This is a genomic window from Gluconacetobacter dulcium, assembly GCF_014174165.1.
Taxonomy (GTDB): Bacteria; Pseudomonadota; Alphaproteobacteria; order Acetobacterales; family Acetobacteraceae; genus Gluconacetobacter; species Gluconacetobacter dulcium.
Genome location: NZ_JABEQN010000040.1, coordinates 1 through 18,467, shown reverse-complemented (window position 1 = coordinate 18,467; position 18,467 = coordinate 1). Strand labels below are relative to the sequence as shown.

At 67.6% G+C, this 18,467-nt stretch carries 16 protein-coding genes; 2 read left to right on the top strand and 14 right to left on the bottom strand.

Going from position 1 to position 18,467, the window contains the following annotated elements:
* The first annotated feature begins 223 nt into the window (after positions 1–223).
* Complete coding sequence (locus HLH25_RS19290; RefSeq protein WP_220791920.1) at positions 224–796, top strand: TetR/AcrR family transcriptional regulator; 573 nt, start codon at positions 224–226, stop codon at positions 794–796.
* Between the two features lie 60 nt (positions 797–856).
* On the opposite strand, the gene HLH25_RS19285 is transcribed toward HLH25_RS19290, so the two are convergent.
* Both HLH25_RS19285 and HLH25_RS19280 read right to left on the bottom strand, forming a co-directional pair.
* Positions 857–2,692 (bottom strand): peptidoglycan-binding domain-containing protein, encoded by a 1,836-nt coding sequence (locus HLH25_RS19285; RefSeq protein ID WP_182975627.1) that lies wholly within the window; start codon positions 2,690–2,692, stop codon positions 857–859.
* Between the two features lie 64 nt (positions 2,693–2,756).
* Positions 2,757–4,481: a hypothetical protein gene (locus HLH25_RS19280; RefSeq protein ID WP_220791919.1), complete on the bottom strand. Its 1,725-nt coding sequence runs from the start codon at positions 4,479–4,481 to the stop codon at positions 2,757–2,759.
* Between the two features lie 81 nt (positions 4,482–4,562).
* Here HLH25_RS19280 and HLH25_RS19275 point away from each other — a divergent pair, with 81 nt between their 5' ends.
* Positions 4,563–5,753 (top strand): NAD(P)H-dependent flavin oxidoreductase, encoded by a 1,191-nt coding sequence (locus HLH25_RS19275; RefSeq protein WP_281376877.1) that lies wholly within the window; start codon positions 4,563–4,565, stop codon positions 5,751–5,753.
* A gap of 30 nt (positions 5,754–5,783) precedes the next feature.
* Here HLH25_RS19275 and HLH25_RS19270 read toward each other — a convergent pair whose 3' ends face one another.
* From HLH25_RS19270 to HLH25_RS19215, 12 genes are all read right to left on the bottom strand, one after another.
* A complete protein-coding gene (locus tag HLH25_RS19270; RefSeq protein ID WP_246402847.1) occupies positions 5,784–6,989 on the bottom strand; it encodes a glutathionylspermidine synthase family protein in 1,206 nt (401 codons plus the stop codon).
* Positions 6,940–7,332 (bottom strand): hypothetical protein, encoded by a 393-nt coding sequence (locus tag HLH25_RS19265; RefSeq protein ID WP_182975625.1) that lies wholly within the window; start codon positions 7,330–7,332, stop codon positions 6,940–6,942. The genes HLH25_RS19270 and HLH25_RS19265 overlap by 50 nt, the downstream gene beginning before the upstream one ends.
* Before the next feature lie 40 nt (positions 7,333–7,372).
* Entirely contained in the window at positions 7,373–8,650 is a 1,278-nt protein-coding gene (locus tag HLH25_RS19260) for a toxic anion resistance protein (RefSeq protein ID WP_182975624.1), read from the bottom strand.
* Between the two features lies 1 nt (position 8,651).
* Positions 8,652–9,554, bottom strand: a complete 903-nt coding sequence (locus tag HLH25_RS19255; RefSeq protein WP_182975623.1) for a heavy metal-binding domain-containing protein — start codon at positions 9,552–9,554, stop codon at positions 8,652–8,654.
* Positions 9,555–9,573: 19 nt separating this feature from the next.
* The gene (locus HLH25_RS19250) at positions 9,574–10,653 is read right to left on the bottom strand and encodes a hypothetical protein (RefSeq protein WP_182975622.1); all 1,080 of its coding nucleotides are present in this window, start codon (positions 10,651–10,653) and stop codon (positions 9,574–9,576) included.
* Between the two features lie 2 nt (positions 10,654–10,655).
* A complete protein-coding gene (locus HLH25_RS19245) occupies positions 10,656–11,042 on the bottom strand; it encodes a hypothetical protein (RefSeq protein WP_182975621.1) in 387 nt (128 codons plus the stop codon).
* Between the two features lie 185 nt (positions 11,043–11,227).
* Entirely contained in the window at positions 11,228–12,196 is a 969-nt protein-coding gene (locus tag HLH25_RS19240; protein WP_246402844.1) for a Tim44 domain-containing protein, read from the bottom strand.
* A gap of 34 nt (positions 12,197–12,230) precedes the next feature.
* On the bottom strand, positions 12,231–13,559 hold the full coding sequence (locus HLH25_RS19235) for a TldD/PmbA family protein (protein ID WP_182975619.1): 1,329 nt from the start codon (positions 13,557–13,559) through the stop codon (positions 12,231–12,233).
* Positions 13,556–14,821: a M16 family metallopeptidase gene (locus tag HLH25_RS19230; protein ID WP_182975618.1), complete on the bottom strand. Its 1,266-nt coding sequence runs from the start codon at positions 14,819–14,821 to the stop codon at positions 13,556–13,558. Before HLH25_RS19230 ends, HLH25_RS19235 begins: the two co-directional genes overlap by 4 nt.
* 64 nt (positions 14,822–14,885) lie before the next feature.
* Positions 14,886–16,283 (bottom strand): threonine synthase, encoded by a 1,398-nt coding sequence (gene thrC, locus HLH25_RS19225; protein ID WP_182975617.1) that lies wholly within the window; start codon positions 16,281–16,283, stop codon positions 14,886–14,888.
* Between the two features lie 44 nt (positions 16,284–16,327).
* On the bottom strand, positions 16,328–17,518 hold the full coding sequence (locus tag HLH25_RS19220; protein WP_182975616.1) for an L-dopachrome tautomerase-related protein: 1,191 nt from the start codon (positions 17,516–17,518) through the stop codon (positions 16,328–16,330).
* Between the two features lie 397 nt (positions 17,519–17,915).
* Positions 17,916–18,467: hypothetical protein (locus HLH25_RS19215; RefSeq protein WP_220791918.1), on the bottom strand; the 552-nt coding region annotated here is incomplete at its 5' end.

Sequence of the window (18,467 nt, the reverse complement as noted above, 5' to 3'; positions counted from 1 at the left end):
GGTTGAGCAAAGGTGGAAGGGACCCATGCTCCCAAACGGGCTCCAGACCCTCGGGGGGGACGGGCTCCCTTCCGCTATACATCCTCGCACATCACCAACAGACAGGGGGGGCATGCGTCGGCGGTTGAACGTGGCCAGGGCCTCGACGCCCCTGGTCACCGCGCCACGGATCAGCGTTTCGATTGGGCTTCCCATGGGAGCCTCCAATGTTTACGCTGTTAATATGGACAGGAATGATAACAGTGTCAACATAAAGAAGGCCGCCTATCATCATGGCGACCTGCGCGCGGCGCTGATTGCCGAGGGGCTGCGGCTGCTGGCGGAACGGGACGTGGACTCGCTGTCGCTGCGCGCGGTGGCGCGGGGGGTCGGGGTCAGCGCCACCTCGGTGTATCGCCATTTTCCCGACAAGGAGGCGCTGCTGACGGCGTTGGCGCTGGAGGGACTGGCGCAACTCGGCGTGGCGCAACATGCGGCGGCGCGGGCGGCGGGCGGGGGCTGCACCGGCTTTGCGGCAACGGGGCGGGCCTATGTGCGGTTTGCGCTGGCCAATCCGGCCCTGTTCCGCCTGATCTTCGCGTCGCCAGTTCTGGCGCCCGCTAAGGCCGCTGGAACGCTGGATACGGAGGCTGCGAGATTGCTTCGGGCCAATGCGGCGTTGGTGGCCGCCCAGCAGGGGGGCGAGGCTGCGACCCGTGCCATCGAAGCCTGGGCTCTGGTCCATGGTCTGGCCATGCTGATGCTCGATGGCCAGATTCCGCAGGATGAGACGATCATCGACGAGGTGATCGGGTAGAGGGGTCTTTCCCGCCGCCGATCGTCAGGATCGGCGGCGGGATGGTCTGCTTGCCTCCGGTTACGAAGAATCGCGGTCGCCGCGTCTGCGGCTGACGCGGATCGCGATCAGTGCTGCCATGGCGCATGCGATGACGAGAGGCAGGATCAACCCGACGGATAGGCCGGTGGACCGCTGTGCGCCAGTGCTTGCGGCCGGTGAGGTGACAGGCGCCGTGGCCGGGGGCGGTGGTGTGTCGGTGGCTGCGGCCGTGGTCGTGGTAGGCAGCGGCTGGGGGGTGACCGGCGCGGTTTCGGCCGGTGGCGGGATCAGCGTGGCGGCGTCGTCGTCGGAGAGGAAGCCGTCGGTTGCCGGGCGGTGGGTGGCCTGCTGCCAGGCCGTGATTGCCGCGCGCGTGGATTCGCCATACACGCCGTCCACGACCGTGTCGGCCGGCAGGTAGCCGAGTTCGACCAGTTTTTTCTGGAGGGCGATGTGACGCTCCAGCGGACGCTGGCTTTCCATGCGTGCCGCGCCGGAGAGCCGGACGCGATATTGCGCCGCCAGGCGGTCCATGGCGTCGTTGTAACAGGCAGCGCCGTTCGGCGGCAGGTCCTGCGGCCCGTCGCCGGGAACGGGGAGGCCGCAGGATTGGTTGGCCGCGTTTTCATCGAGGACGACCTGTTGCTTCAGGTCTTTCCATCCGTCCTCGCCGGCCTGATGGCGCAGCGCGTAATAGACCTGATCGAACATCAGCTCGTGCCGCGCGGCCTCGCTGTCATGGCATAGCATCGTGGCGACGCCGTTGTTGGCTGGCGGAGGATCGCAGGAGAAATCGGGATGGTAGGGGCCGGACGGCGCGGAGCCGGCGCCCGTCGCGGGCTTGTCGGACAGGAGCGCGCGGGCCTGTGCCTCCGAAATATAGTCGTTGCGGGTCAGGAAGATGGCCAGCCCCTGCGGGAAAGGAAGGGGGGCGCGATCGGCCTTGGAGCAATAGCGGCCGTTCGCGGTTTCCTCGGGCGATTTCAGGCTGCATGCCGATACGCCGAAGCCGCTTTTCGCCGAACTCTGCGCGCGTGGCAGCATGTATGCCCAGGCGGCGGCGAGCTGGCCGAGGCGGGCTTTGGTCGCGACGTAATAGGCCAGATAACCGTTGGGCTCCGACCGGCCGGAGGCTTCCCATTGCCGGGTCTGTTTTGCCAGGTCCTCTTTCAGGTAGGCCTGATATGCCGGATCGTCGCTGACATTCGTCAGTTGGCCGTCGTGATAGCGATGGAGAATGATGGGGGCGAAGGAGCCGGCATGCGAGGCAAAGGTGTAGAGAAACGCCTGATCGTACGTCACGATGACCGGGTCGGGTGCGCCCGGTACGGCGATTACGGCCGGTGGGCCGCCGCCATCCTGCATGCCGAGGTCGGCATGTACCCATTGGCCGTCCGCTCGCTGGCCGAAGATGGAGGTCGTCTCGCAGCAATGCGCGCCGCCGGTATAGGCTGAAACCATGATCTGCGGCAGGGAAGATGTGGCATCCAGTCTCTGGATGCTCGCCCTCAGGGCCATCAATCCGGCATCCTGTCCATAGGGGGCCAGCGGAAACGGGGCCGGGTGAGTCTGGCCCCTGGCCCTGATGGATAAGGTGGCGATGCGGCATGTGGCGGGCGGGTTGGGATCGGCCGGCTGCCAGGCCATGGCCATGCCGCATCGCGTCGACGTTTTCAGCGTGACCGATGCTGTCAGGCCGCCGGCGGCGAGATCGAGGCGCGAGCGATCGTCGAGGCTTCCCTCCGCCAGCGCGGGAACGACGTGCGAGGCGCCATGTGCCGGCCGGCCAGCCGCGGCAAGCATGGCAAGGGTGATGAGGCCGGGCAGGGCGAGCCGGCTGCCAGCCAGGGCGCGTCGGGGAAATGACTGTGACATCAAGCCGCCTTTCCGGTTGCGGTTCCGATGACGTCCTGCCGTGGGGGCGTCGTTTCGGGGATTGTTATTTCGGCTTCCTGGAGGTGGCTTTCCGTGGGGACGTGCCACGGGATGACCGTTTGGGCGTCTTTTTCGGGGGAGACATGAGATTCATCATGAGAGCCATGAGCTCTTCGGCGGCTTCCTCGGGCATTTCATCATCCATCGTGGAATGGCCCATCAGACGTGCCTCGAAAGTCTGATCGAAAATGGTGAACATTATGGGAATTTCTTTGAGCGGCCGGCCGTGGATGAGCGCGCGGGCCGTGACCGCGAAGGAAGGTGCGAGGGGGTCCTGGCGGTCCTTCAGGAGCAGGGCCATGCGCGCGATGATGGATGCCCAGAAATTCCGTTGTGTTTCGAGGTGTTTCCATAGTGCCTGGGCTTGGGCCTCGGAGGATTCGGCGCCGTCGAACATGTCGTCCCTGTCTTCGAACCAACTGGCGATGACGGGATGGAGGGCCGCCCAGTCCGCACTGGCGGCAATGAGCGTCTCGCATTCCTTTGCGTCGAGGGATGCGAGGTCGCCTTCTGGATCGTATCTGTCGAGCATTGCCTGGATGGATGCGTCATGCTCCGGGCGCAGCGCGGTTATGGCGCATGCGTCCACGACATCGACCAGGCCGGGGGCCGGATAGGCTCCGTTATGGAGGCCGTCGGCCAATGCGATGCCCAGCACGGCCTGGAGGTACTCCGGCGAGATGTCGCCTTTCTGGCCGGGACCTGCAATCTGTTGCAGGATGGAACGCTGGTCCGCCGCGCTGGCGCAGGGGGCGATATAGGCATCCTTGATGCCGAACTGCTGCTTGAGCAGGACCAGGGCGATGGATCGTGCCCGCCCTTTCTGCAGGGCGATCCCGAGGCTCTGGGCGCCTGCGCCATCGACGGGGCTGGAGACGTACCCCACGATGCGGTAGGGCGCCACGGCTGCCTGATCGGGAGAAATGCCCGAGCGGATGGCGTTCCGAACCAGGGTGTCCAGGCGCCGCCGAGCGGATTTATTGACGATCCACGTTCTCAGGACCACCAGGCGGATGAGTGCCTGCGCGCTGAGGATACCGGCGGCCAACCGATCGCCCAGGCCGTCGATCGCGCCGCTCCTGACCGATTCGGAGGGATCGAGAAGCCATGCGCAGGCCAGCGGTTCGAGGCGCCTGTCGGGATTGGCGGCCGCCAACCTGCACAACATGCGTCTGGCGGCCGCCGGAATTCCGGGGAGGATTTCCGCGAAGGCTTGATGCAGCATCGAGGGATCGTCACCGACCGTGGCGAGCGCGTCATGGAGAAGAGCCGCGAAGGCTGTTTCTGGGTGCGCGTCGTCGTCGATGGACAGGGTGGCGGCTTCCTCCATGAGCGCCTGGTCGTCGGGTGTCAGGTCTTCGGGAACCGGTAATCCCGCCCGCACGTAGCATCGGGTGATCGCGATGTTGCCACCGAGGGTGAGCCCAGGTGTCCCGGACAGGGTGGCGAGATGCCGCGATACCGCGTCCAGGCATTCGCCGCCGAAACGCTGGCCGTTCTCCTGCGCCATGCGGGCCTGGTCGAGTGTCATCGTCAGAAGGTCGCAGAGTTCGTCGTCCGGATCGGACCCGGCCGGCGTGGAGGCGATCGCCTGCGCGAGCGCCCGGACATTCTGTGGGTCCATGGCAAGCGCCCGTGCCGCTTCCATTTTCATCTCGTGAAACAGGCGGTCTGAATGCGAGGCTGCCAGGGCGACCGGAGGAGTGCCAGGGTTCTTTTTCTTGACCATGATTTCCTCGCGGTTGGGTGGCCTTGTGGTGGGCGGCAGGCGCCGTGAGAGTCTATGAGGCCGTTCCCGGCCGGGTCAACCATGCTGCGCAGGCGGGACGGGTACGGGTCGGCGTTCTTCGGGGTGGGTGTGCGTGCCGTCGATCATGGTGGGCGCGGCTGCCTCGTGCCTCGCGATGCAGGGGGTGAGTTCATGTCGGGTTTCGATCGTATTGGCTTGGTCGTTCCGCTGATTCAGGCGCCGATGGCAGGTGTTTCCACGCCGGCCATGGCGGCGGCCGTGTCGGAGGCGGGTGGCCTTGGGTCCATCGGTGTCGGCGCGGTCGATGCGTCCGTTGCGCGGGAGATGATCGCCGGGATCAGGGAACGGACGGCGCGTGTTTTCAACGTGAATCTGTTCGTCCATCCCGCACCGCGTCGCGATCCGGCGCGGGAGGACGCATGGCGGGGGTGGCTCGCGCCGTTGTTCGCCGGGTTCGGTCGGTCGGCGCCGGCGGCATTGCGGGCGCCGTATAAAAGCTTTCCCGATGATCCGGAGATGCTGGACATGCTGCGCGCGGTGCGGCCACCGGTCGTCAGTTTCCATTTCGGCATTCCGTCGGCGGAGATGGTCCTGGCGCTGCGCGAGACCGGGGCGGTCCTGCTGGCTACCGTGACCAGCCTGGACGAGGCGCGGGCGGCGGAGGATGCCGGGATGGATGCGGTCGTCGCGCAGGGGATCGAAGCGGGAGGGCATCGCGGAGTGTTCGACCCCGCCGCGCCGGACGATGCTTTGGGCGTCCTTGCGCTGACGCGGCTGCTGGTCCGGCAGGGGCGATGCCCGGTGATCGCCGCCGGCGGGATCATGGATGGCGCGGGGATTGCCGCCGCACTCGATCTGGGCGCGGTGGCGGCCCAGTTGGGAACGGCCTTTATCCTGTGTCCCGAATCCGCCGCCGATACGGCCTATCGCGCGGCGCTGAGCGGGCCGGGGGCCTTTCATACGCGGCTGATCAGCCTGATTTCCGGCCGGCCCGCGCGGGCGCTGGCGAATCGCTTTACGGCGCTGGCCGACGGGGAGAACGTGCCGGTTCCGCCGGATTATCCCGTCGCCTACGATGCGGGGAAGGCGCTCCATGCCGCCGCGAAGGCGTGTGGAGAGCACGGGTTCGGCGCCCAGTGGGCCGGACAGGGCGCGCCCCTGGCCCGCGCCATGCCGGCGGCGCGACTGGTTGCCTGCCTGCGGGAGGAACTGGTGGCCGCGCGTGGGGTGGCGTTGCCGGATCGGCGATAGCTTCCGGGCCGTCCGTGGGATGTCCGGCTGCTATGGGACGAGCAGGTGGGGCACGATGGGCGAGGCATGGCGGATGACGGCATCGGGGCTTTCGCGGACCGTCAGCCCGGCGAAGTGGCTGCCGACGATCCATGCCCCGATGGAGGCGGTGACGCCGTCGATGCGGTGATCGGCATAGTGCTGGTAGATGCGGGGATAAGCGCCGTAGGTGCCGGATTCCAGCGCCAGCGTTTCCGTGCCGGAGACGATGCGGACATTCTCGCCGCCGCGCGCGTGGATGGGTTTTTCGACGTAGCGTTCCATGCCGTCGGGCGTCCAGGCGGCGGGCAGCAGCAGTGGATGGCCGGGATGGCGCCGCCAGAGCGCGGGCAGGAGGGCCTTGTTGGAAAGCAGTGCCGTCCAGGGTGGGTTGAGGAACCGGCAGCCGCAATGGCGCAGATGATGGGCGCCTGCGTCGCGGAACATCAGTTCCCACGGATACATGCGGATCATGGAGCGGATAATGCGGCCGCGATGCAGCAATCGTCCACCGGTGCTGATTTCGAGGTCGCGCAATTCGCAATGTACCGCCTCCAGGCCGGCCTGGCGCGCCCAGTCGGCATAGTAGCGGGCATGGACCGCGTCCTCGCGATTCTCGGGGTAGGGGACGATGTGGACGATATCGTCCACGCGACCCTGGGCGCGGAGGGCCATCAGGTGGTTGACCAGCGCGGCTTCGCTGAGTGCGCGGTCGGTTTCGGCGGGGTGTGTCGCGCGCCGCCATGTCGCCTGCATGCGCGTGCTCTCCGGCAGGGTGGCCGGTGTATCGGCGTTATATTCGATCAGTTTCGGCTGGCCGTCCTGCCACGCGAAATCGAAGCGGCCAATCAGGAAGGCATCGCGGCGTTCCCAGGAATCGCGCACCACCGGGTGCATGGCCTGGGGAATGCGGAATTCGTCCAGGCCGTGCCGGGTGCGGACGGCCTCTTCCACGAGGTCGAGGCACATCCGATGCAGGCTTTCGGCCGCGTGGCGCAGGGTTTCGGCGGCGGTCGGCGTGAAGGCGTAACAGATGTCCTCACGCCAGGCGAAACTGCCGTCATCATTGCGGTAATACGTATAGCCGAGGGTGTCGGCCTGGCCTTGCCAGTCGGGGCGGGGGGTGGACGCGATGCGCCTGATGCCGGGTACCATGGGGAAATGACGGTTATTCGCCGCCGCCCCCATGGCCGGCGGCGCTAGCGCCGAAGCCGGCATGGCCTGCCGACTCCGCCTCGCCACCGCTGCCGGCCGTGCGGTCGGTGCTCGGCGCGTCGTCGTCATCGCCGCCGCGGTTGCCGGTGCGGGTGAAGAAGGCGCCCCCGCCGGAGCCGTGGTAAGAATGATGGGCCTGATGATCGCAATCCTGCGGATTGCGGGCCTGCGGACCCTCCGGCCGGGTAGCGGCCGGTGCCGTGGGCTGGCCCTGCGCGGCGGCGGCGTTCTGGCGGCAGGCCCGGTCGTCCGTCGGTTGCCGGGCGTCGATCAGGAACGCCGTTGCGCCGGCTACGCCCACGGCTCCGGCGGTCGCCGCGAAAAGGAGTGTCGTGGGTTTGCTCATCGACCAGATCCTGACAGGGAACGGAACGTCATGGGCGCATTCAGTCCGGCGCCACGGCGCGGGCGGCGAGCGTGCGCATGCCGTCCGAGATCCGGTCGCGCAACTGGCGCAACTGCGCTTCCTGCGTGCGGGTACGTTCGACGGCCAGGCGGTCGTTCTCCGCCATTTCGGCCAGGGCCTGCGTGACCTTGTCGGCGGCCTGCGACAGGGCTTCGATCTGGCGCGGATCGACCCCGCGCTGGGCGGCCGTGGTGCGCGCGGCGTCCAGCGCGCCGTCGGCCACCAGGCCCAGCACCTGGCGGTCGGCCTCGTTGAGTTTGTCGCGGGCGGCGGCGGCGTGGCGATTGTCGACCTGTCCGACGGCGACCGCGCAGGCGGCCTTGAGGTTGGGAATGGTCTTGGTGAGGGCCGAATGCAGCGCCACGATCCGGGCCTCGGCGGCCTCACGCGTGCTCTTGAGCATCGGCACGGTCAGGGCCGCGCGCATCAGGCCCTCGCGCTGTTCGGCGAGGTGCCCCGCGAAATTGGCCAGTCGGCCGCGCAGTTCCATGACCTCGGCGGCGTCGACCGGGTCGTTGGTCGCCAGCGCGTGCCGGCGCAGGCTCTCGGCCTCCTGCTGGCCGCGTTCCAAGGCCAACTGGCCGGCGGCGATGTCGATGTTCAGTTCGCGCACCGCGTGCCGCAGGGCCTGGTACATCGATTCGAAATTCTCGATATTGCGCTTCAGGTCCGCGATGGTGGTGCGGGCCCTGGCTTCCTGCTGGTCCATTAGGGTGGTGAAGCGCTTGCGGTTTTCGGCGAAGCCGGACAGGGCATCCTTTGCGCCGCCGACCAGTCCGCCCAGGCGGGCCAGCAGGCCGCCGGGCCGCGCGTCTTCGCCGCTGGCGATTCGGCGCAGGTCGGCGATGCGCAGGATCTTCACCCCGTCGAGGACCGAGGCCGCGATATCGCCCACAGCATCCGCCTGGCCCAAGGTGCGGCCGGCCAGCATGCGGTCGGCGACTTCCGCAAGCTGGGTCAGCGCGCCGGAGCCGTGCGCGAGCAGGGTGTTGAGATCGTGGAAATTCACCGCGTCGGCGCGCCGGTGGGCCTCGGCGACCATGTCGGGCGGCAGCCTGTCGAGTTCCACCAGCCGGGCAAAGGGGGCCAGCGGCTGGTGCAGGGCGTCATCCGGAGCCGCCGCCGGCGGGGGGGCGGATGTTTCGGCGGGCAGGGCTGGGGGGGCGGGTTCGTCCTCGGCATACAAGGCGCTGAGGTCGAGGGGCTTGACCCCGTCCTTGTCGGTGTCGTTCGGGTCGGTGACGTTTTGCGGCGGCATTTCAGATATCCAGCGACAGGGTCAGGGTCGGGGCGAGGTCGAAATCGGGGGCGGGCTGGCCGGTGTCGAGCATGGCGGTTCCGACCGCCAGAAATTCGACGATATGGTCACCCCAGACATGGGATTCTTCCTGCAGGCGGGTGCCGATGATCTCGTTGGCGCCGCTGGCGGCGGCGTGGGCGGTCATGCGCTCCATCGCGGCCTCGCGGGCCGTGTAGTAGGCTTGGGTAAACAGGTCCAACTCCACGCACTGACCGGTCTGGCGGAGGGTGGTCAGCAGGCTGCGCCGGGGAATATGCTGCACGCAGCAGCCGACGACCAGATCCAGTGGTCGGCGCCCCGCCTTGAGCGCCAGGGCGAAATCCTGCCCCGACAGGTCGGACGTGAAGGGGCGGCCGTCGGGGCGGCGGTATCCGGGATGCCCGTCCTGATGGACGATGGCGGTGCCGAAAGCCCGGAATTCAAGCATGCCGGAATCGGCAAGCTGCGCGATTTCCAGCCGCGTGCCGACGATTCCGTCCGCGCCCAGGGCCACGGCCTCGGCGCGCATGATCTCGACCGCCTTTTCGCGCGCGCCATACATGGCACCGGTGATGTCCGTCAGTTCGTAGGCGCTGTTATTGAGCTGGAAATTCGCCTGGACCTTCCAGATGCTGTTGCCCATGCACAGGCCGAGCGCGCGGAAGCCCGCGTGTTCGACCACCAGCAGTTCGCGGACACTGAAATCGGACGTGACGACCGGGCCTTGCGGCGCGTGGGTGCCGAAGGCGCCTGCCGGAGCGTCGGCGCCGGAGGGCGTGCCGTCGTGCGTGGGAGGGGTCTGGTTCCAGCCCGGAGGGCTGCCGGTGGTCTGGCCGGGGCCGCCGGCCGGGGGAAAGCCCGGCATGCCGTCGAAAATGCCCATGTGCTGTCGTCTTTCTTCCCTAGCTGAACAGGTCGCCGATATTGCCGATCAGGTCGCCGAGGGCGCCGGCGGCGTCGGCCGCTCCGGTTTCCAGCGCCACGCCGACGATCGCTGCGGCCCCGGCAAGGCGCTCTTCGCCCGCTAGTTCGGTTGCCGCTTCCATCAGTTCGATCTTTTCCGCCAAATCGGCGTCTGCTTCCTCGACCTCCACACCGTTTCTGATGCCTGCGAAGAGTGGGCGATGGCCCGCTGACGCCGTCGCGTGGCCGTCGAGGGCCGTCAGAAAGGTGGGGGCGAGGGAGAGGAAGGCGGGCTGCCGCCGGTAGGCGAGCTGGGTGATGGCGGCCCGCACGCGGCAGGACGTGATGAAGCCGTCGCGGGTTTCCACCGCGATCGAAACGATTTCGTCATGCGCCATGGTGCCCGTCCAGGAGGCGCGTAACGGGTCGGCGGCCAGGCGGGCCAGTGCCGCGTCGCGGGCCTCGCGCTTCCATTGGGCCAGCAGCGGTGTCTCGCCGCCGCCCCAGGGGGAGAGGGCGCCTTCGTAGCGTAGTGGGATGTCCCGCGTTTCGGCCACGCCGACCGAAAAGCCGATGGGCAGGATGCCGGCGCGCCGGGCAAGGGCGAAGGTGGTGGCGTTCCATGGCACGCAGGGCAATGCCACGCTGGTTTCGAGGCCTGGGGCGGTTACCGCGTCGCCATGCAGCAGGAAGCCCAGCGAACCATCGTTGCCCGCGAGGCGGTACCGCAGGTTCAGCACCGCATTGGCGCCGCGCGACAAAGCGGCGGCCCGCAGGCGGAACATGGCTGTGCGCCAGCCCTGCTCATGCACCGTTGCCCAGTCCATGCCACCGAGCGAAAGGCCGGGCTTCCACCATGTTTCGGCATGCACGCTGCCCAGCGCGTGCGTCGCGGGATCGGCCAGGGACTGGCGAACCGATCCCAGCCGCAGAATCGGCGGTGGCCGGCCATCGAGCCGGGCAAAGGCATTGCCGACGGGGTGGGCGGCCGATGACGCGGCAGGGGGAATGGCGCGCGCCGGGGGTGGCCCGGCCTTGCGTGCGGATTTGCCGCCCAGGAAACCGAGGAGGCGCCGCACCGTCATCCGGACCAGCGCGTGGCGTGCGCCAGGGCGGCGCCTTCGCCGGAGACGGCACCCCCCAGTGCCTGGACCTGCCCGACGAGCGTGGTGATCCATTCCCGCAGATGCACGGTGCGGCGGCTGAGTGTCACGCCCCGGACCTCGTGCACGATGCTGGCCTCGATCTGGCCGGCGGCGCGGGCGAGATGGAACGCCTGGGTGCCGAGGCGGACCGCCAGCCCGTCGATGGTCTCGGTCTTGCGGAAGAGGCCGCGTCTGCTGCGCGATACGGTCGTCTGGCGCGGCAGAGCCTGTTCGCACAGATGGGCGAAACGATCGAGGAAACGATCCCGCTCCGCTTCCGCCTCGCGGATCAGGGCCGCCACGTCGTCGAAGGAGTCCGTCATCGTCCGTGTCCGTCTTCTCATGCCGCAGGCAGAGGGAGATGACACGTTTCGTTAAAAAGGGCGGCGCGTCAAGAACATATCCCGCGCGCCGATGGTGCGATGCACAGGTAGCGGGATGCAGAGGCGCGGAGGGAGATGGCGGGTTTTGGCCTCCAGGCGGGAGTACTCCCGCCTGGAGGGCCGTATCAGCGTGTCTGCTGGATTGCCGAGAGCAGCCACGCGCCGCCGCGTGTGGGGCGCATGAAGGTCCAGAGTTCGGTGATGGTGACCCGTTCGGTCGAGCTGCCGTCGATGACGCGGCCGGTCATGTCGGTGGTGATGTCGACCATCGAGTAGCGCATGGCCACGGTGGCGTAGTCGAACCCGTTCTCGCTCCATGCTTCGGACAGGTCGCCATGGTCGAAGCGGACGTCCGAGACGATGTTGCGGGCGCCCCGGCTGGCCAGGTCGGAAAGCTGGGCGTTGAAATAACCCACCATTTCCGGCGTTGCCATATGTTGCAGGGCCGGGAGGTTCTGCTGGCTCCAGGCGGCCTGGATGTCCATGAGCAGGCGCTGGAAGGCGCGGTAGTCGTCCGGGGTGATCGTTACCTGCGCCGCCGCTGCCGACGGGCCGGCCAGCCCGTAGCCGTAGCCCGGCGGCGCCGCGATCGACGCGCCCTGCCGCGCGCGGCCGCCGAAGCGGCGCACCAGCCAACTGATCAGGAGGCCCAGCAGCAGAAGCTGGATGAGCAGGCCGAAGAAGCTGCCGCCGCCGGTCAGGCCGCCGGCGATGCCGTGGCCGAACAGCACGCCGAACAGGCCGGCGCCCAGCATGCCGCCCAAGAAGCCGCTGGCGAACGGATGCGGCCGCGCGGCATAGGGCGAGCCGTATGGGGCGCCGAAGGGCGAGCGGGGATAGGAGGACGGCCCGTTGGCGTAGCCGCCGGATGAAGGCTGGGTGATTGAGCGCTGCATCGGCGACGCGCCGTAGGGCGAGGTCTGGGTGGGTGCGGGCGCGCTGTAGGTGCGCGAGCCGCGGCTGCCCATCGAAGAGCCGCCGCCGGGCCGGGCATCGGCGCCGTGCGGCAGGAGGGGCAGGACGGCCAGGGCGGCGCCAAGGAGCAGGATGCCGGAACGGCGGGCGTTGCGGACGGGCTGGTGCGGTTTGGTCATTGCTCTGTCCATATCCTGTCGCGACGGGGGGCGTTCAAGACCCTGCGATCATCATATCGTCGATGCGGATCGTGGGCGCGTTGATTCCACGGCGGAATACCAGGTCGTTCGCCAGGATCAGGCGGGCGAACATGTCGTTCAGGTTTCCGGCGATGGTCAGTTCCGCGACCGGCTCGGCCAGCATGCCGCCCCGGATCATGAAGCCGGAGGCGCCCCGGCTGTAATCGCCGGTCAGCCCGTTGATGGCCGAACCCATCAGTTCGGTTACGTAGATGCCTTCCTGGATATCGGCCATCAGTTCCGCCGGAGTGGGGGCGCCGGGGCGGGCATACAGGCTGGCCAGAGACGGGCTGCCGCCACGGCTGGCCCGGCCGTTGCCGGGCAGGCCCAGTTGCCGGGCGCTGCGCGAATCCAGCGCCCAGTTGGTCAGCACGCCGTCCCGCACGATCACCAGTTCGCCGCAGCGGACGCCCTCGCCGTCGAACGGGTGGGAGGACAGGCCGCGTACCCGCGTGGGGTCGTCGAGGATATCGACGCCCTCGGGGAGGATCCGCTGGCCCATCTTCTCTTTCAGGAACGACGTGCCGCGCGCGATGGCGCTGCCGTTGACGGCCCCGGCCAGATGGCCCAGCAGGCTGGAGGACACGCGCGGATCGTAGACGACCGGCAGGCTGCCCGTGCGCGGGCGGGTGGGGTTCAGCCGGGCTACCGCCTTTTCGCCGGCGCTGCGCCCGATCGTGGCGGCATCGGCCAAATCGGACAGATGCACGGTGGCATCGTAATCGTAATCGCGCTGCATGCCGGTGCCCTGGCCGGCCAGGACGCTGACGGACACGGAATGGCTGCTGCGGGCATAGCGACCGGAGAAGCCGGCCGAGGTCATCAGCACGATATCGGCCAGCCCGAAGCTGGCCGAGCCGCCGCTGCTGTTCGTCACGCCCGTCACCGCCAGCGCCGCGTCTTCGGCCGTGCGGGCGCGGTCCATCAGGGCGGCCGTGTCGGGGCGGGCGGTATCCAGCAGGTCCAGCCCCGCCGCATCGACGAAGCCATGTTCGGCCTGGGGCGACAGGCCGGCATAGGGGTCTTCCGGCAGGACGCGCGCCATGGCCAGGGCCTGGTCGACCAGCGCGTCGAAGCGCGCGGGGTCGAGGCTGGTGGCCGAGACGGTGGCGGATTGCCGGCCGAGAAAGACGCGCAGGCCGAGATCGCACGTCTCCGACCGTTCCAGGTCCTCGGTCTTGCCGTTGCGGATCTGCACGCCATGCGCCGTGCGTGCCGAATAGGCGGCGTCCACCGCGTCGGCGCCGGCGGCGCGGGCCTTGGCGATCATGGTGCCGATCAGGTCGAGCGGGTCGGTGCTCATGCCGCCAGTGCCTCGGCGATCGACCCCAGGGTGGGGATATTCTGCACCGGGCCCAGCGACGCCAGCGTGGGGGTGCCCCGGAACACGCGGGCGGCGACGCGCTTGACGTCGTCGATCGTCACCTTGTTGACCAGGCTCACCGTTTCGGCCGTGGGGACCAGGCGGCCGAAGACCTGCAACTGCCGGGCCAGTTGCTCGCACCGGCTGCCGGTGCTTTCCAGCGACATCAGCAGCGAGGACTTCAACTGCGCCCGCGCGCGGTCCAGTTCGTCCTGTCCGACCTGAAGCTGTACCTTGCGCAGTTCCTCCAGCGTGACGGGCACGAGTTCGCTGGCCTGGTCGGCGCCGGTGCCGGCATAGATGCCGAACAGGCCGCCATCGCGGAACGGGGCATTGAAGGAATAGACCGAATAGACCAGCCCGCGTTTTTCGCGGATTTCCTGGAACAGGCGCGACGACATGCCGCCGCCCAGCAGGGTGGAGAGGAGCAGGACGGGATAGTAGTCCGGATCGCCGTAGCCGACCGAGGGAAAGCCCAGCACGACATGGGCCTGATCCAGCTCCTTCTCGCGCCGGAATTCGCCGCCCAGGTAGCGGGAGTCGAAGCTGGCGGGGCTGCCCAGGGTCGGCAGGTCGCGGAAATGACGCTCGGCCAGGGCGACTACGTCTTGATGATGCAGGTTGCCGGCCGCCGCGACCACGGTGTTGGCGGTCGTGTAATGGCCGCGCATGTAGCGCATCAGGGTCTCGCGGCTCATGTCGCGGATCAGCGACTCGGTGCCCAGCGTGGGGCGGCCCATCGGCTGCTCGGGGAACGCGGTTTCCTGGAAATGGTCGAAGATGATGTCGTCGGGCGTGTCGTTGGCCTGCCCGATTTCCTGCAGGATCACGCCGCGCTCGCGTTCGACTTCCTCGGGGGCGAAGCTGCTGTGGGTGAGGATGTCGCCGATGATGTCGGCGCCCAGGGCGAGGTCTTCCTTCAGCAGCTTGACGTAGTAGGCGGTGTGTTCGCGCGCCGTGTAGGCGTTGATGTGGCCGCCGACATTCTCGATTTCCTCGGCGATGCCGGCGGCGCTGCGGCGCTCGGTGCCCTTGAAGGCCATATGTTCGAGGAAATGCGAGACGCCGTTTTCCTCGGCGTGCTCGTGGCAGGTGCCGGCGGCGACATAGGCGCCGAACGACACGGTTTCGACCCTGTCCATACGCTCGGTGACCACGGTGAGGCCGGACGGGAGGCGGGTAACGTTGATCTGGTCGGTCATCAGGGTCCTGCGTGACGGTCCGGCCGGCGGGGCCGGACGTCCGAAGAAAGGGGAGGTGAAGGCGTCAGCTATTTTTCAATGCCGCCGCGCGAACGCGGTTTTCCACCGTGTCCAACTGGTTGGGCACGACATCGTAACGCTCCGGCCGGTCGAACAGATCCGTCAGGTGGGGCGGAAGAGCGGGCCGGATACCGACCGCCTGTACCATCGCGTCGGGGAATTTGGCCGGATGGGCGGTTGCCATCGCCACCATCGGGATGCCGGGTTCACGGAACATCCGCCCGGCGGCGATGCCGATGGCACTGTGCGGGTCTGCCAGATATTGGCTGGAGCGGTAGAGGTTACGGATTTCGGTCTTCGTGTCCTCGTCTTCAAGGGCGAGGGCGTGGAACAGGCCGGATGCCTGGCGCCAGACCGCATCGGGGACGCTCATGTGGCCGGTGCGGCGGAAATCGGTGACGGTGCGCGCGCAGGCCCCGGCGTCGCGATTCAGCAGTTCGAACAGCAGGCGCTCGAAATTCGAGGAGACCTGGATATCCATCGACGGCGACAGGCTGGGCACCACCTCGCGCGCGCTCATGTCGTTGTCGCGCAGGAAGCGGGTCAGGATGTCGTTGCGGTTCGAGCCCACGCAGAGCGCGCGGACCGGCAGGCCCATGCGGCGGGCTGCCCACGCGGCGAGGATATTGCCGAAATTGCCGGTCGGGACGGCGAACGAGACTTCGCGGTCGGGCGCGCCGAGATTGAGCGCGGCGTAGACGTAATAGGGGATCTGGGCCGCGATGCGTGCCCAGTTGATCGAATTGACCGCCGAGAGGCCCATTTCCTGCCGGAAGGGGGCGTCGGCGAACATCGCCTTCACCAGGTCCTGGCAATCGTCGAACGTGCCTTGAACCGCGAGGTTGGTCACGTTGGGTTCCAGCACCGTGGTCATCTGCCGGCGCTGTACGTCCGACGTGCGGCCCTCGGGGTGGAGAATGACGATCCGCACGCGCTCGCGCCCGCGACAGGCCTCGATCGCGGCGGAGCCGGTGTCGCCCGACGTGGCGCCCACGATGGTGACGCGCGCGTCGCGCTCGGTCAGCACATGGTCGAACAGCCGGCCCAGGAGCTGCATCGCCATGTCCTTGAAGGCGAGCGTGGGGCCATGGAACAGTTCCTGGACGAACAGGCCGTCTTCGACCTGGACCAGCGGCACGATGGCGGCGTGGTCGAACCCGGCATAGGATTCACGGCACAGGCGCAGCAGCACCTCCGGCGCGATGCAGCCGGCGGTGAAGGGCGCAATGATCCGTGCCGCCAGGTCGGGATAGGGCAGGCCGCGCAGGACCCGCCATTCCTCGGCGGTGAGGACCGGCCAGCTTTCCGGCAGGTAGAGGCCGCCATCCTCGGCGAGGCCGGCCATGAGAACCGAGGAGAAATCGCGGACGGGGGCCTGTCCCCGGGTCGAAACGTAGCGCATGCCCCCTTCATACCGCCAAGCGGGCGCCACGCGAAGGGGTTGCGTCAGCGTACTGGTGCGGGAAGGGCGGCGGTGTCGATGCGGTAGATCGTCAGCGGCCATTGCACCGCCATCTGCCCGTGATTGAAGCGGGGCGTGCGGTCGAGTTGCGCGGTGGGGATATAAAGCTGCCCGGTTGCCGTGATGGTGGGGGTGGCCGGCCAGCGGAGGCGCGGATCGACGACGATGCGCTGATAGACGCGCCCGGCGGTGAAGCGGAAAATGCTGCCGGTCGAAATGTCGTCGAAATACAGCGTGCCGTCGCGGGCGACCGTCATGCCGCCCAGCGGTGGCGTCTTGTACCAGAGGGTGGGGCTGTCATCGAGTTCGAAGCTGGTGATGGTGGTGTCGGTCAGCAGGTCGGTGCCGAGCCGGTAGAGGGGACCGCCGGTGGACTGATAATACAGCCATTGTTCGTCGGGGCTGATTTCGATTTCGTTCGCATTGACGATCGCGGTGTGGCCGGTCGTGTCCTGCATCACGCGGCCGTTCACCGTGATCGGGTGCTGGGCGGTGAGTGACGGGTTATGGTCCATCAGGCGCCGTTGGGTACCGTGCTCCAGATTGACGACGATCAGGCCGGGCACGCCGGAATCCAGGATGAAGGCATGGCCCTTGCCGACCCGGACGCCCGTCACATGGCTGCCGGGGCGGAGCACGGCGGGGTCGATGGTCCAGCTTTGGGTTACGTTGGCGGTGTGGGTATCGAGCTTTACCAGCTTTGCTGGGGCGACGGCGTGATCGGTGCCGTCGAAACCGCTATCGAGGACCCAGAGCGTGCCGTCATCGGCCAACTGGATGCTTTCGGCCGAGATCAGGCGCTTTTCCGCCGGGGTGGCGGGGTCGTTCCATCGGGCGTCGGGATAGGGGTGGATCGTGCCATCGGCGTCGCGCAGGGCGAGCGTGGGGCCGGGGGCGCCGGTCCAGGCCGGGGCGTCGAGGATCATGCGGCCGTCGGGCAGCACCACCAGGGCTGTCCAGACCTGCGTGGTCGATTCGGCCACGGCGACCATCGGCGCGGACGGGTCGAGCGGCGGCGCGGGCTTGGCGGCCAGGGCCGGCATGGCGGCAGTGAGGATCGAGACGGCCAGCGCGGCCGGGATCACGCGGGACGGGAGGGTGCTGGTGCGGAACATCGGTGCCATGTCGCCACGATCGGCCGCCGAAGGCAACCGGCCACGCGGTATGGCGGCCATGGTGTTGTTGACGTTGGCCTGTTCCTTGTGTCGCCATTCGGGCGTGGCTGGGTGGATACGTCGTTCAGTCCCGGATTTCGATGGTGCAACCTTTGCGCGAGGGCCGCTGCAACAGCCATGGGCCAAGTTTGCCGGAGGACGCCGCTTCGAAGACCATCATGACCGCGTAGCATCCACGCCAGCCATTCCATGCTGATCGGCCGGGAGGTGACGGGCGGCTTTGTATCGTGCTAAACTGACAGCGGCGCGTGATAACGCCTTTTCAAAAGGGCGGCCTCCTATGTCGGGTGGCCTGCCGAATACAACACCCGGACCTATGGTCCAGCGGTGCGCGGTTTCTGCCGCGTGTCGTCTGGGAAATAGGCAGGGCGTGCTTTTGCCCTTTTGAAACACGTTATCACCCGCCCGACGCCAGGAAGGGGGGCGATGCGTGTGCAGATTCGCCTCTGTTTCGTTCTGCTGACGTCGGACGCCGTTGGTCGTGCATGAGGTCGAAATGGTGGATCGGGACAAAAGCGAGGCGCTGCATATGTCCGCCCATGACGTTGCGGCGTGCCTCATAAGAGGCTTCGGGCCGGACGCCTATCTTGCTGTCCGTCGCCAGATCGCCCGGTGTGTGGAACAGAAACTTGCCGACGAAGCAGTATTCTGGGTGAAAGTCAGAGAGCAAGTTGAGTTGCTGACACGCGTCGTTCGGAGGAAAGATGAACGACTTCAATGAAGATGCTTTCGTTTCTTCATGGCGGTAGAGTCCGGTCGAGAAGACGGTGATTTTTCGACTGACCGGGTATCGGCACGCGAAGAACACCGTTATCGCAAAATGATCTCGATCGTCCATGGGCCTATCCTGAATTTCGTGTGTTTGGTGTGATGCTGGAGAAGGAGAAGCATCATGTCCCGACGCAAGAAGCCCGTGATCCCTGACGACGTACTGGACCAGGTTCTGGCG